Raw genomic sequence first — 14,616 nt, 5'->3', positions numbered from 1 at the left:
GCAAGATAACCATTCATCCGTGCTTCCTGCGCCCGTCAACGATCTCCCTCACGATCATTCGATCGCGCAATTTCACCGGCTTGACCGAATGCCGCGACATCCTCTGGGCCACACGTTCGGCCAACATCTCCTGGGATGACTCATCCGCGAGATTCTCGGCGGTCACCTGAACATACAGCCACCCTTCATCCTCCAATGCCTCGCGCCTTTTGATATCCGCCAACCATTGGGAGGCATGATGACGACCATCGTATTCAACGATGACCTTCAAATCGGGATAAGCCATGTCAGCAAGGAACATCTGCGAAGACCTTCCGATTCTGATGGGGTGGTTCACTTCCGGGCAGGGAAGTCCGTAGCGCATCAGAGCGATTCTCGTTCTCGTCTCCTGAGAGGAATCCGTATCCTCCCTCATCAGGCGGATGGCCCTTCTCATCTTTGTGATCCCCCGTATGGCCCGGGTTCTTTTCAGGTCAGCATACCGCTCAAGATCATCAAGCCGGTCGACATACAACTGGAAATCCTCAAGCCCGGCCCTTTTCAAACGCCCATTGCGCCGCATCATTGAATCCCCCAACACGACCAGTTCCTCGTCTTCCAGCCGATTGGCATGCATCGCCCAAGTCGTCACGGGGTCGGTACAGCGCAAGCGGCCAAGATAAGCCGAGACATGATTCTGCGGCCCGGGCCAGAGCACCAGACGCACATCCCGCAACACCGTACGGGAACCATTACTTCCGATCACCGCATACAGCCCATCAGCGAGACCACTGCCATGTGGATATCTGGGCCGCTCGATACCCTGCAAATCCAATGCGGTGCCCAAGGCGAAGACCAACTGCCTGCCGGTCCTTCGCTGCGCCGCCAGGCATCGTTCGACGGTTCGGGCCCTTGCCATCGCAAGTTCCTCCGAATACTGTGCCCCATTGCCCATACACAAAAGGTAAAGGAGCCGACAATGCACTGTCTACAGACCCCTAAAAACTTGTGGATAAGTGGATAACGAACGGCGCACGGAATCGTTGAACGGTATCGTGGGCACAACGGGCCCACTCAACGGAAAAGAGGACGCATGAGCAAGGAGACAAGTCTGAAAGGCCTACGATTCGTAGGCACGGACACGTCAGTCGATCTCGAAATCGAAGATGGTCGGATCGCCAAGGTCAACCCATCCGATGATTTCTCAAACACATGGGTCATTCCCGGACTATGGGACCGCCACACGCACTTCACCCAGTGGTCGTACACCCTGGGACGATTGGATCTGATTGAGGCCCGCAGCGCCGAAGAAGCCCTTGACATGCTCCGCGAACATTTGGACGCACGGCGCGCGAAGGGCACGCTCAATCCGGACCAATACGTGGTCGGCATGCGGTTCAGACACTCCCTGTGGGCCGATGACGCGCAGCCGACGCTGGCTTCCATCGACGCCGTCACGGGAAATCAGCCGGTCGCCCTGTCCAGCGCCGACATGCATTGCGGCTGGGTGAACTCCGCCGCCGCCGAAAAGCTTGGCGTGCACGTCGACGAATCTGGATTGGTCGGGGAGCTGGAATGGTTCGACGCCTACTGCAAGCTTGACAAGGGGCCGAACGCCGCCAGTGAACTGATGGGATTCCTACGCAACGCCGAGCTCGACGCCGCACGCAAAGGTGTGGTCGGTATCCGCGACTACGAAATGGCCGAAAACATCGGCACTTGGATCGACCGATTCGCGCAGGGCCTTGATGGACTTCGAGTTCAGGCCGGCGTGTATCCGGAGCGCCTCCGGCAGGCCATCGATGACGGATGGCACACCGGGGACGAACTTCCCGGAAGCCATGGCCTTGGGCACGTCGGCGCGATGAAGATGATCTCGGACGGATCCTTGAACACTCGTTCCGCCTACTGTTCCACACCATACTCAGGCGTCACTCCGGAAACATTCGGAACCTTGAGTTATACGCCGGAACAGATCGAATCCTACATGCGATTGGCCACCGAGCATGGCTTCGACATCGCCTGCCATGCCATCGGGGATAAGGCGAACACCGTCGTACTCGACTGCGCAGAGCGTACTCATGCCCATGGTTCCATCGAGCACGCCCAGATGCTTAAGCAAAGCGATATCCCGAGGTTGGCGCAACTTGGTCTCGCCGCGAGCATCCAGCCGCAACATGCCATGGATGACCGCGACGTCATCACTCGATTCTGGGGCAATCCGACCGGAGTTCCTTACGCATTCAACGCATTGCACGAAGCCGGAACGAAACTTCTTATGGGTTCCGACGCGCCGGTCGCGCCTCTCGACCCATGGTTGGCTATTTCCGCCGCCGTGTTCGGTACGGAAAGCTCCGACCGGGAACCGTTCCAGCCGGAACAGTGCCTTGACTTCGAACACGCCCTCGCATCGTCCACCGCACAGGGGCGCACGGATCTGCGGGTCGGAGACAACGCCGATCTGGTGCTGCTCGACCGCGACCCAAGCATCATCGATGAACCGGAATCCATGCAGGCCATGCCCGAACACATAGTCGGTACCATGCTAAGCGGGCGCTGGACCTACCAGCGTTGACCGCATCTCGCTTATAGATGGCGGATAATCCACGAGACCCTATGGTTAGGGGGTACGTTTTCTGTGTTTTTAACCCTAAACGCAACTTGGACCCGCCATCTATAAGCGATATAGGGAACTACACCGTACGTACAATGAGGAAATCCGTCACACGGAAGGAAGGAATAGGGCATGCAGCGAGAGATCATGACATCCATCCCGTTTTTGGAACAACCGTCCCGGGACGCGCAGAACACGGACGAGGACTTTGCCGTGGCTCAGGACCTCAAGGACACCCTTGACGCGCACCGCAATAGTTGCGTCGGTATGGCCGCGAACATGATCGGCGTCTCCAAGCGCATCATCGCCTTTGTGGATGAGGATTTCGGCGGCCGCATCTTCATCATGTTCAATCCCGAAATCACCGCGAGGGACGGCGCGTTCGACACCTCCGAAGGATGCCTTTCCCTTCAAGGAGAACGCCACACCGTGCGCCACCAACGCATCGAGGTGACGTATTTCGACCGCAAATTCCGCGAACGCCATGCCGCGTTCACCGGTTTCACCGCGCAGATCATTCAGCATGAGGTCGATCACTGCGCCGGAATTATCATCTGAAGTGCATGCCCGCACCGGGCAAGATCGCACCGACGACCGTCAAGCGTCCGGCCTGCACGTTTGACGACGACGTCCACGCATGATCTCGACCATCGGCGACCCGCCCAGACAACACGATATCCTCGCTGAAAATCGTTTGACGTCACTATAATCATTCCTGTGCTTCCCCTGTGGCATCAAAGGAGATTCTTATGGACGCCGTCACCATCTTCAATGATTTCGTGAATCTCGTCGACAGCGATGATCTGCCGATTGAGGCGGTGGCGCTGGCTGACGGTGAGCGGATCGTCGCCGAGAGGCATTTCACGCCCGATCAGAGCCGTAACATCTATTCGCATACGAAGAGTTATGTGTCGACGGCCATCGGCATCGCGGTCGAAGAAGGAATACTGAGTCTCGATGGCAAACTGGTCGACGCGTTCCCCGAATACGTACCGGCCGACGCGCAGCCGGAGTTGGGGCGTATCACGCTGCGCCACCTGCTGACCATGTCGAGTGGCTTCAACCATGCGTATCTCATGAGTCCCGACCGTCGTGGCGGCGTGGGAGCACCGGATTATCTGAAATACATGTTCTCCCGTCGAATCGAGGTGGAGCCGGGCGGTGCGTTCTGCTATTCATCCGCCGATTCGTACCTGGCGGGCCGCATGCTTGAGCGGGCCTGTGGCGAACACCTTGGCGAGTACCTGCATCGCACGATCTTCTCGCGGCTCGAACAGGGGTGGCCGATCTGGGAGTGCGATCCGCAAGGGCATCCCATCGCCGGCGCGGGCATGTTCATGACGCTGGCCGACATGCTCAAACTCGGACAGGTCTATCTGAACGGCGGCGCATGGCACGGCACGCGCGTCGTAGGTGAATCGTGGGTGAGCGCCGCATCAAGTCAGCAGATCGAAACGCCGCACGACAATATCTGGACATGCGGCTATGGCTATCAGTTCTGGATGTCACCGTACGATGGCGCGTATCGTGCGGACGGTGCGTACGGTCAGATCACCACCGTGCTGCCGAAGCAGGGACTGGTCGTTGCCGTGCAATGCCCGGAATCCGGTGATTTCGACAATGTGATGCGTCCTGCGCTGCATGAGCACCTGTTCGGCCCGCTGACCGCCTGACCGAAGCTCCGGCCACCAATCCAACACATTGGTTCCTGCGTGTAGACGGGGTATGGGATAATCAAGGACGGTACTTTGCGTGATGCACGGTCCGGCCTCCAAACGTGAGATTTCCGTTGACTTGCTCATGCAACACGCTGGAATTCCAACGTTTCTTAAGGATGGAACACAACATTGGCTGAATTCATTTATCAGATGATCAAGGCCCGCAAGGCTTACGGCGACCGCGTGATTCTCGATGACGTGACCCTGAGCTTCCTGCCGGGCGCCAAGATCGGCGTCGTCGGCCCGAACGGCATGGGCAAGTCCACGCTGCTCAAGATCATGGCCGGCATCGACACCGTCTCCAACGGCGAAGCCTATCTGACCCCGGGATTCACCGTCGGCATTCTGCAGCAGGAGCCGCCGCTGGACGAGACCAAGACCGTCGGCGAGAACATCAAGATGGCGTTCGGCGAAATCGCCGAAAAGGTGGCCCGTTTCAACCAGATCGGTGAGGAAATGGCCAATCCTGATGCTGACTTCGACTCCCTGATGGAAGAGATGGGCAAGCTGCAGAACGACATCGACGCCGCCAACGGCTGGGATCTCGACTCCCAGCTCGAGCAGGCCATGGACGCCCTGCAGTGCCCGGACCCGGACACTCCGGTGACCGTATGCTCCGGTGGCGAACGCCGCCGTGTGGCACTGTGCAAGCTGTTGCTCGAAGCTCCGGACCTGCTGCTGCTCGACGAGCCCACCAACCACCTCGATGCCGAGTCGATCCTGTGGCTGGAGCAGTTCCTGCACCAGTACAAGGGTGCCGTCATCGCCGTCACCCACGACCGTTACTTCATGGACAACGTGGCCGAATGGATCTGCGAGGTCGATCGCGGTCACCTGTACCCGTATAAGGGCAACTACACCACTTACTTGGAGACCAAGGCCAAGCGTATGGAGATTCAGGGCGCCAAGGACGCCAAGCTCGCCAAGCACCTGAAGAACGAACTCGACTGGGTGCGCTCCTCGCCGAAGGCCCGTCAGGCCAAGAACAAGGCCCGTCTGGAACGCTATGACCAGATGGAGCAGGAGGCACGTAGCAACAAGAAGCTCGACTTCTCCGAAATCCAGATTCCGGCCGGCCCGCGTCTGGGCTCCACCGTATTGGAAGCCGAGCATATCCATAAGGCGTTCGGCGACCGCGTACTCATCGACGATCTGAGCTTCACCCTGCCGCGTAACGGCATCGTCGGCGTGATCGGCCCGAACGGTGTGGGCAAGTCCACCCTGTTCAAGACCATCGTGGGTCTCGAGCCGTTGACTTCCGGCTCGCTCAAGGTCGGCGACACCGTGCAGATCAGCTATGTCGACCAGAACCGTGCCGGCCTTGACCCGAACAAGAACCTGTGGGAAGCCGTGTCCGACGGCCTTGACTTCATCGAGGTGGCCGGCGTGGAAGTGCCGACCCGCGCCTACGTGGCCTCATTCGGCTTCAAGGGCTCCGATCAGCAGAAGCTCACCGGCGTGCTGTCCGGCGGCGAACGCAATCGTCTGAACCTAGCCCTGACCCTGAAGCAGGGCGGCAACCTGCTGCTGCTCGACGAACCGACCAATGACCTCGACGTCGAAACCTTGGAGTCGCTCGAAAACGCGTTGCTCGCATTCCCGGGTTGCGCCGTGGTGATCTCCCACGACCGTTGGTTCCTTGACCGAGTCGCCACGCATATCCTCGCATGGGAGGGCGATGACGAGAACCCGGCCAAATGGTACTGGTTCGAAGGCAACTTCCAGGCCTATCAGGAGAACCGTGTGGCCCGCCTCGGCGAGGACGCGGCCCGCCCGCACCGCCTGCACCGCAAGCTGACCCGCTAATCGCACCGCCGGCATAGCTTCGGCGTTACGCGCGGATTTCGACAAGGCACCATCCCTCGTTACGGGGGTGGTGCCTTTGTCGTTGTTCAATCGTTTGCCGATTACCTGCCGTTCACTCTTCTCACGCAGTCGTTACAAAACAATCCGATGAAATTTACTGCTTCTCGATAGACTCGAAGGCATTACGGCACTTGTAGCACCATAACAGAACAAGAATCGAGGCCCTTCATGCCACAGCCAGAAGTCACACCGTTGCAGCGACTGACGAAAGTGCTCAAGCTGGGTACGCCTTCCACTTACCGCGATCATACGTATGTGAACGGCGAAAGCCTGTACTTCCCCACCGGACGCGTCTATGGCGGTCAGGTGATCGCGCAGTCGCTGATCGCCGCATCGAAAACGGTGGATCCGTCACGATTGCCCAATTCGATTCATGGCTATTTCATATCGGCCGGCGATATTCATCAGGATCTGTTGTTCGACGTGGAAAACCTTCGCGACGGTCGTTCCTTCTCGGCCCGTCGAGTGAATGTCACGCAGGCGCAGGGTTCGATTCTGACCGCCATCGCCAGCTTCCAGGAGCATGGTCAGGAGGGTGTCGAGTTCGCCGATCCGATGCCCGAGGATGTGCCGGATCCGGAGACGCTGACAAGCGCGAAGGAAATCATGGAACCGTACGCGGAGCAGTCGTCGTATGCCAAGTATTATGCCCAGAAGTCGCCGTTCGACATCCGGCACGTTACGCAGACCATCATGCTGGGGGCCGATACGAAGAGTGCCCGCAGGGATTCCGGCAAGCAGATGGTTTGGATGAGGGCGGATGGCGAGGTGGATGTGCCACAAGTCATGCATCGTGCGATGTTGGCCATGGGTTGCGATCAGGTCATGCTGGAGCCGGTGCTGCGTCGTGCCGGTCTGAGCATCGCCACTCCGGGCATCTCGTTCGCGTCGATTGATCATTCGATGTGGTGGTACCGCGACATCGACATCAACCAGTGGCATCTGTACGTGCAGGATACGCCGACCGCAGCGCACGGACGAGGCTTGGGCCAAGCGAAGGTGTATACGCAGGACGGCACGCTGGTGGCGTGCATGGCGCAAGAGGCCATGATTCGCGTGCCGCAAGAGGATCTGCGGTAGACCGCTTCGGGAAATTACGGAAAGCGGTTCCGCCTTTCAGCAGGATGATTGGACGTGGGAGGATTTGGTGGCCGCTGCCGCATAGCGTTGACGTTGGGCGGCTTCCTTGATCTTGGGATTTTCGGGGCCGTCGATAGGCGGCAGCTGGCACAGCCATTCGCCTACGATGCCGATGATCATGTCGATCAGGCAGGCCACCGCCGCCACCGTGCATTCGATGACGGCCTGGCTGTAGAACTCCGCTTCCATATGAGGCAGGCTCGCCAGAATCTGCCCGCCATACCAACCGGTCAATGCGGCTCCCGCCAATCCCATGGCCTTGCATGACACCAGCGTGCCGAATGCTTTCTGCGGATCGAGCGGCTTCAGCTGCGCACGTTTGAGCGGATCCTTCGTGGTGTATTTGTGCACCTGCAACGCAAGAACCAGCACCATGAGGCCCAATGCGATCAGCACCACCGGCACCACCCATGGCGCACCGACCAGCGGTAGTCCGGTGATCTCACCGTATTTCGCAAAACCAAGTCCGGCAAGCAGGCCGAGCATCGCGGCCAGAACGTAATGCCACCAAGGGGTGCGACGTGCCTTCATAGCGTATCTCCAATAATCCAGTTGTCGGTGAGCAGACCGACCTGCGACGTATCCGGAGCCATGGCCAGGAGGAACGACACCGGATCTCCGCCAAGCCTGGCGTCCGGATCCATGTCGAGCCACGGCGCGAGTACGGCCGCATGGTTGCGGGCGGTGGGCCACGGCACCTGGCAATTCGGTTCGTCGCTGACGACGCCTTCCATATCGACCAGATCGAGATCGAGGCTACCGCCGACCGATGTTTCGATGGATCCGAGCACTGTGATCAGTTCGGCTGCACCCATGCGTGTGGAAATCTGCATGACGGCGGCCATGTTGTCGGGTTTGCCGTCAAGTTGGCTGACATGGTACAGCGGCGAAATGCCTTCCACCTGATTGCCGGGGATGCCGTCGATCGACACGATCGCCTTGCGGAACCGCCGTTCTGCATCGGTGGAAGGGCTGTCCATGGAGATTACGGCTCGACGGGATCGTGCTAGGGATTCGATCCGATGTTGACCGCTTCCGGTTTGTAAAGAGGCCGGCTCCTCGTGGCAGGAACCGGTAACGGGAGACGCAGCGGCGTCATCGGCGACCATCCAGTCTTCGGCGAGCTCGTTGATGTGCTCCCGATCGGAGGATTCGAACAGCAGTTGTGCCACGGATCCGGCATGCGCGCCGACCAGTTCGGCGTCGGGATCCAATGCCAGCCAGGGGCCGAGCACGAAGGCACGCTGCCACGCACGTGGATGCGGCAATGTCAGATCTGGATCATCGCTGACGATGCCGTCGAAGTCGATGATGTCAAGGTCGAGCGTACGCGAAGTCCAATGGTCGGTGCGCACGCGGCCATGGGAGGCTTCGATGCGTTGCAATCCGGCCAACAGTTCGGGTGCGGTCAGCTTGGTGTTGACGGAAACGACCGCATTGCGGAAGTCGGGTGTTCCCGTTGGCATGCCCCATGCGTCGGTGCGATATAGCGGCGAAATGCCGGTGACCTGAGTGGAGTCGAGTCCGTCGATACAACGCACCGCATCGCGTAGCGTGGAGAGCACATCACCCTGATTGCCTCCCATGGCGATGATGGCATGATGCGTGTCGGCGGATTCGGCCCGGCCCGTTTCACGGAAGCGTTCCACGGTGACGCTGACATCGTCGAACGGCACGACGATCGGTGCGTTCGGCTTGTGCACGGTCACTTCCGCACGTTGCACCGCGGGATATTGCAGAATCATGTCGGCGATGCGAGCGGCGAGTCTTTCGATCAGATCGGCATGCTCACCTTCGATGATGGCCACAATGCCTTTGGCTATGGCACCGTAATCCACGGTGTCGTCAAGGGCGTCGGAACGGCCTGCGGGTGCCAAGTCGAGCGACAGCGTGGCGTCCACTACGAAGGTCTGCGCACGTTCATGCTCAAAATCAAGCACGCCATGCTTACCCGCCGCGCGAATTCCCGTCAGTCGAATCTGATCCATGCCAACCTTTCCGTCCGTCATTGCCTCATCAGAGGGAGGAAGAACTACTTACTGTATGCGCGCCAAGCGCTGCCGATGGCTATGGCGTCGCGGGTACGGGCCACGTCATGCACACGCACCGCCCAGGCACCATGTTCGGCGCTCAAAGCGCTGATGGCGGCGGTGGCGTTGTCCCTGTCGGCCATGGTCGGTTCGCTGACGCCCGCCGCGGCCAGTACCGCACCGATGAAACGCTTGCGCGAAGCACCGACCAGCACCGGATGGCCCGTGGCATTGAACCGTTCCAGTCCGGCCAGCAACGGCAGATTATGTTCGATGCCCGGTTTGGAAAAGCCCAGGCCCGGATCAATGATGACCTGTTCCGGTTTGACGCCGACGCTCAGCACTGCGTCGACCTGCGCCATCAGTTCGTCATACACGTCGTTCAGCACCCCGTTCGCGTACACGGAGGTGTCGGCGTCAGGCACATTGCCGGCCGCTCCGGCCAGCCAACCGCGCCAATGCTGTACGATGTACAGGCTTTCGGGGTGATCGGCCACCACGTGGGGCAGTTCGGCATCCAGCCGTCCGCCCGACACGTCGTTGATGATCTGCGCGCCATGCTCCAGTGCCGCCGACGCCACCGAGGCGCGTGTGGTGTCGATGGACAGTATGGCACCTTCGGGAACCAACGCATCCACGGCTCCCAGCACGCGGGATTTCTCGTCTTCCTCGCTGACGCGCTTGGCGCCGGGCCGGGTGGATTCGGCTCCGATGTCGATGATGTCGGCCCCATCCTTCATCATCGCCTCGCCGTGTGCCTTGGCCTTTGCCGGATCGAGCCACAATCCACCGTCTGAGAACGAGTCTTCGGTGATGTTGAGCACGCCCATCACCAGGGTGCGTTCGCTATCGTGAATCGCCTTCATATCCTGTGCCACCATGTTTCCCCTTCCGTTATATGGCCTGTGCGGCATCTCACGAATGCTGTGACAGAATCAGGCTCATCGCCTCGGATCTTGTGGCGGCATCTCGCATGCAGCCTCGCACGGCGGAGGTCACGGTACGCGACTGTGGCTTCTTGACGCCTCGCATGGCCATGCACATGTGATCGCATTCGGTGACCACGATCACGCCGCGAGCCTCGATGCCGGTCATCAGCGCATCGGCGACCTGCTGGGTGAGGCGTTCCTGCACCTGCGGACGCCGGGCGTACAACTCCACCAGTCGGGCCAGCTTGCTGAGGCCCGCCACCTGCCCATTCGATGGAATGTAGCCGACATGGGCTACGCCGTGGAACGGCAGCAGATGATGCTCGCATACGGAGAACAGCTCGATGTCACGCACCAACACCATTTCGTCGGTGTCGACCTTGAACTTGGTTTTCAGTACCTCTTCGGGACCGTGCCCCAGACCGGCGAACAATTCCCTGCATGCACGGCCGATGCGATTGGGGGTGTCGAGCAGGCCTTCGCGATCCGGGTCTTCGCCGATGGATCGCAAAAACAGGCGTACCGCCTGGCGTACGCCTTCCTCGTCATAGCCGACAGGCCCGGCCGCATGAGCGGCGCGGGCCTTGTCGTCAAGCATGGTATCGAATGCTTCGGTATCGCTCATCAGTTGGTCAATCCTGCGCTTTTCTTCAGGGATTCGGGAATCTCGACCGGAGGTTTGTCCGAATCGGGCCGCTGGTTGTCGCTCAGCCATACGTCACGCTTCGGCGCCTTCTTGATGTTGGCGAAGATCGCGGCCAGTTCCTTTTCGTTGAGCGTCTCCTTGACGAGCAGCTGACGTACCAGCTCGTCGAGGATGTCACGGTTCTCGTTGATGACGTTCCATGCTTCGGTATGCGCCGTTTCGACGAGCTTCAGCACCTCCTCGTCGATGATTTCGGCGGTGCGGCCGGAATACTTGTGATTAAGGGATCCCAGATCGCCCTGTTCGTCGTCGGACCACTTGATGGCACCCAGCTTGGATGAGAAGCCGTAGTCGAGCACCATCTGGCGGGCGATGTTCGTCGCCTTCTCGATGTCGTTGGAGGCGCCGGTGGTCGGATCGTGGAACACGACCTCTTCGGCGGTGCGGCCACCCATGGCGTAAGCCATCTGGTCGAGCAGCTGGTTACGCGACATGGAGTAGCGGTCCTCGGTCGGCATCACGGCGGTGTAGCCGAGCGCACGGCCACGCGGCAGAATGGTGACCTTGGTGACCGGATCGGTGTCGTTCATGGCGGCGGCAACCAAGGCGTGACCACCCTCATGGTAGGCGGTGTTGCGCAATTCCTCGAGAGCCATGCCCTTGGAACGGCGCTTCGGGCCGGCCTGGACACGGTCGATGGCCTCGTCGATGGCACGGTTGTCGATCAGCTGGGCACCGGCACGGGCGCACAGCAATGCGGCCTCGTTGAGCACGTTGGCCAGATCGGCGCCGGTGAAGCCCGGCGTACGCACGGCGATCATGTGCAGATCGACGTCCGGCACGAACGGCTTGCCCTTGGCGTGCACCTTCAGAATGGCCTCACGGCCTTCCAGATCAGGCGCTTCCACGGCCACCTGGCGGTCGAAACGACCCGGGCGCAACAATGCCGGATCAAGCACGTCGGGACGGTTGGTCGCGGCGATGATGATCAGGTTGGTGTCGTTGTTGAAGCCGTCCATTTCGACAAGCAGCTGATTCAGGGTCTGCTCGCGTTCGTCGTGACCGCCGCTCATACCGGAACCGCCACGCTTGCGGCCGACCGCATCGATCTCATCGATGAAGATGATGGCCGGAGCGTTCTTCTTGGCTTCGTCGAACAGGTCACGCACGCGGGATGCGCCGAGACCGACGAACATCTCCACGAAGTCGGAGCCCGCCATGGAGTAGAATGGTACGCCGGCCTCGCCTGCGATGGCTCGCGCCAGCAACGTCTTACCGGTGCCCGGAGGGCCGTACAGCAGCACGCCACGTGGAATGCGGGCACCCAAGGCCTTGTAACGGGACGGATCCTTGAGGAAGTCCTTGATCTCCTCGACTTCCTGCACGGCGGCATCCTCGCCTGCCACGTCGGAGAACTTGGTGGTCGGGGTCTGACCTTCGAGCAGCTTGCCGCTGTTCTTCTTGCCGCCCATGCCGAACATGCCGCCGGCACCGCCCATGCGGCTCATCAGGAACCAGAACAGCGCGAAGACGATGATGAACGGCAGAATCGAAGTGATCAGATACGTCCAGACGCTGGTCTGCTGCATGGTCGCCGTCCACCCCTGGGTCGGGTCGGCCTTCTGCACGGCCTTGACCACGGCGGCGCTCTGGGCGTACGTGTAGTAGAACTGCACGTTCTTGCCGTAGTTCTTGACCTTGCCGGTCGTCGGATCGGTGGCCGAATAGTCGGACTTCAGTTTGAGCTTGACCTGCTGCGTATTGTCGACGATCTGCGCATATTCGACGTTGCCGCCGTTGAGGATCTGCATACCGTCCTTGGTGTCGATGGTTTGCGATCCGGTGCCGGCGAACAGCTGGAACATCGTCACGGCGAGCAGCGCCACGACCACCACCCACAGCCACGGGGACTGCCAGAACGGACGGGGACCATTGCCGCCATCGTTGTTGCCGTGGCCGAACGGATTGGTAAACGGATTACCGTTGTTCGGACGATTCGAATTGCCGCCGTTGTTCTGCGGTGGCTGGCCTGAAGGAAAACTCATGCCTGACCTCCTTGGTAGACTGCCGGCTTCAGCACCGCAATCGAATCGAGATTGCGGTAGCGCTCGTCATAATCCAGACCGAAGCCGACCACGAATTCATCGGGAATCTCATATCCCTTATATTTCACATCCACATCCACCTTTCGGCGGGCGGGCTTTTCCAGCAGCGCAAAGATTTCCACGGAAGCGGCGCCGCGGCGCTTCAGCTCGTCGACGAGCCACGACAGCGTGATGCCGGAATCGATGATGTCCTCGACGATCAGCACATGCCGGCCACGCACGTCGGTCGACAGATCCTGACGAACGGTGATCGTACCGCTTGATTCGGTGCCTGAACCGTAGCTTGACAGGCTCATGAAATCCATCTGCACCGGAATGCTCATGGCCTGCGCGAAGGCGGCGATCGTATTCACCGCGCCTTTGAGCACGCATACCAGCAACGGATTTCTGCCACGATAGTCTTCACTGGCTTGGGCCGCAGCACGGTTGATGATATCTTCAATCTGTTCCTTGGTGATCAGTTCATGATCAATGTCTTCTTGCACGTCAGCGATTCGCATGCCCACCATCTTGGCACACGCGAATGACGTGTTTCTGGCGATTGGCTGAATATCCGCTGGGAAGTGCCACACCGTGCTGGCCATGCCAGTCGGTGATAAGCCGGTCGATCTGCCTGACATGCCGTGCGGAGCATGCGATGCCGGCCTGGCCGAGTGCGTGGGCGATGACGCGCAGTCGAATCGCCTCATGCTGCGATTGCAGTACGCCGACGCTGAACCGCACCTGGTCTTCGCTGAACGTCACCGCCCGTTCGGCGATCTCCTGCGCCCGCTTGTTGAGATAATCCCTGTCGGTCTGCGCAAGTCCCGCGCCGATTGAAAGCCGCGAAACGACATCGCCCCCTGCGAAACGTTGCAGATACGGCATCAGATCGTGCCGTACGCGTGAGCGTAACGGATAGTTCGCCGGCAATGGGCCGTTCGGCGGCAAACCGTCTTCCCGGATCGCGTCGGGACCGTTGGTCGGATCGTCCCACCATTCGAGCCCCAGATCCTCGCAGATGCCGGTGGTCTCCTCCCTTGTCACATCCAGCCAAGGGCGCAGGAACGTTACACCGTCACGACTGAACGAGCCTTCCATGCCGGCGATGGCGTCAAGCCCGGCCGAACGTAGCAGTCCGATGAGCACGGTTTCGGCCTGATCGTTCTTCGTATGCGCCAACAGCACGGCCGCAGCATCGGAGCATTCCTCGACGATGGCGGCATATCGGGCTTCCCTGGCTGCGGCTTCAAGGCCTTGCCCGTTGCCGTGCACTTCGATGGCACGCACACGTACCGGATCAAGGCCCAGCGCCTCACAACGACGGGCGGTCTTTGCGGCTACCTCGGCGGAACCGTTCTGCAGTTGATGGTCGATGATGATGGCACCGCAGCGCAATCCCAGACTGGCGCATACGGTTGCGCAGACCGCCGCCAGCGCCATGGAATCCCGTCCGCCGGAACATGCGACCATGATCAATGGCGCGTCCGCATTCGGTTCATGCTCGCCGTGCCGCGCGAACCGCGCGTCCTGCAGTCCGAATCCGGCGTCGACCAGCGCGGCGTTAAGATGCCCTATGGCCTTACGCAGTCGTGGGGAGTACACCATGG

General features: G+C 60.2%; 13 protein-coding genes. 5 read left to right on the top strand and 8 right to left on the bottom strand.

The window, feature by feature from the left end:
- Positions 1-13: 13 nt before the first annotated feature.
- Complete coding sequence (locus tag BBDE_RS02735; protein ID WP_228369743.1) at positions 14-826, bottom strand: DUF559 domain-containing protein; 813 nt, start codon at positions 824-826, stop codon at positions 14-16.
- A gap of 246 nt (positions 827-1,072) precedes the next feature.
- Here BBDE_RS02735 and BBDE_RS02730 point away from each other — a divergent pair, with 246 nt between their 5' ends.
- From BBDE_RS02730 to BBDE_RS02710, 5 genes are all read left to right on the top strand, one after another.
- Positions 1,073-2,554: an amidohydrolase gene (locus BBDE_RS02730; RefSeq protein ID WP_012901912.1), complete on the top strand. Its 1,482-nt coding sequence runs from the start codon at positions 1,073-1,075 to the stop codon at positions 2,552-2,554.
- Positions 2,555-2,725: 171 nt separating this feature from the next.
- Positions 2,726-3,151: a peptide deformylase gene (locus tag BBDE_RS02725; RefSeq protein ID WP_003837168.1), complete on the top strand. Its 426-nt coding sequence runs from the start codon at positions 2,726-2,728 to the stop codon at positions 3,149-3,151.
- A 191-nt stretch (positions 3,152-3,342) separates the two neighbouring features.
- Complete coding sequence (locus BBDE_RS02720) at positions 3,343-4,266, top strand: serine hydrolase domain-containing protein (protein ID WP_003837171.1); 924 nt, start codon at positions 3,343-3,345, stop codon at positions 4,264-4,266.
- 174 nt (positions 4,267-4,440) lie between these two features.
- Positions 4,441-6,117, top strand: coding sequence for an energy-dependent translational throttle protein EttA (gene ettA / locus BBDE_RS02715; RefSeq protein ID WP_012901910.1), 1,677 nt, complete (start codon positions 4,441-4,443; stop codon positions 6,115-6,117).
- Between the two features lie 228 nt (positions 6,118-6,345).
- A complete protein-coding gene (locus tag BBDE_RS02710) occupies positions 6,346-7,257 on the top strand; it encodes an acyl-CoA thioesterase (protein ID WP_003837175.1) in 912 nt (303 codons plus the stop codon).
- A 36-nt stretch (positions 7,258-7,293) separates the two neighbouring features.
- On the opposite strand, the gene BBDE_RS02705 is transcribed toward BBDE_RS02710, so the two are convergent.
- From BBDE_RS02705 to tilS, 7 genes are read right to left on the bottom strand one after another with little or no spacing between them, the layout of a single operon-like run.
- Entirely contained in the window at positions 7,294-7,848 is a 555-nt protein-coding gene (locus BBDE_RS02705; protein ID WP_003837177.1) for a DUF3180 domain-containing protein, read from the bottom strand.
- Positions 7,845-9,305 carry a 2-amino-4-hydroxy-6-hydroxymethyldihydropteridine diphosphokinase gene (folK, locus tag BBDE_RS02700; RefSeq protein ID WP_012901909.1) on the bottom strand — a complete coding sequence of 487 codons (1,461 nt, stop codon included), beginning with the start codon at positions 9,303-9,305 and terminating at the stop codon, positions 7,845-7,847. Before folK ends, BBDE_RS02705 begins: the two co-directional genes overlap by 4 nt.
- Before the next feature lie 44 nt (positions 9,306-9,349).
- Positions 9,350-10,228, bottom strand: a complete 879-nt coding sequence (gene folP / locus BBDE_RS02695) for a dihydropteroate synthase (RefSeq protein WP_003837180.1) — start codon at positions 10,226-10,228, stop codon at positions 9,350-9,352.
- 34 nt (positions 10,229-10,262) lie between these two features.
- Positions 10,263-10,901 (bottom strand): GTP cyclohydrolase I FolE, encoded by a 639-nt coding sequence (gene folE / locus BBDE_RS02690; protein ID WP_003837182.1) that lies wholly within the window; start codon positions 10,899-10,901, stop codon positions 10,263-10,265.
- The gene (ftsH, locus tag BBDE_RS02685; protein ID WP_003837184.1) at positions 10,901-12,967 is read right to left on the bottom strand and encodes an ATP-dependent zinc metalloprotease FtsH; all 2,067 of its coding nucleotides are present in this window, start codon (positions 12,965-12,967) and stop codon (positions 10,901-10,903) included. The genes folE and ftsH overlap by 1 nt, the downstream gene beginning before the upstream one ends.
- A complete protein-coding gene (gene hpt, locus BBDE_RS02680) occupies positions 12,964-13,536 on the bottom strand; it encodes a hypoxanthine phosphoribosyltransferase (RefSeq protein ID WP_003837186.1) in 573 nt (190 codons plus the stop codon). The genes ftsH and hpt overlap by 4 nt, the downstream gene beginning before the upstream one ends.
- Positions 13,514-14,614: a tRNA lysidine(34) synthetase TilS gene (tilS, locus tag BBDE_RS02675; protein WP_012901907.1), complete on the bottom strand. Its 1,101-nt coding sequence runs from the start codon at positions 14,612-14,614 to the stop codon at positions 13,514-13,516. The genes hpt and tilS overlap by 23 nt, the downstream gene beginning before the upstream one ends.
- Positions 14,615-14,616 lie beyond the last annotated feature (2 nt).

Source organism: Bifidobacterium dentium JCM 1195 = DSM 20436 (assembly GCF_001042595.1).
Taxonomy (GTDB): Bacteria; Actinomycetota; Actinomycetes; order Actinomycetales; family Bifidobacteriaceae; genus Bifidobacterium; species Bifidobacterium dentium.
The sequence above is the reverse complement of the archived record's forward strand: the minus strand, read 5'-3'. Positions and strand labels throughout refer to the sequence as shown.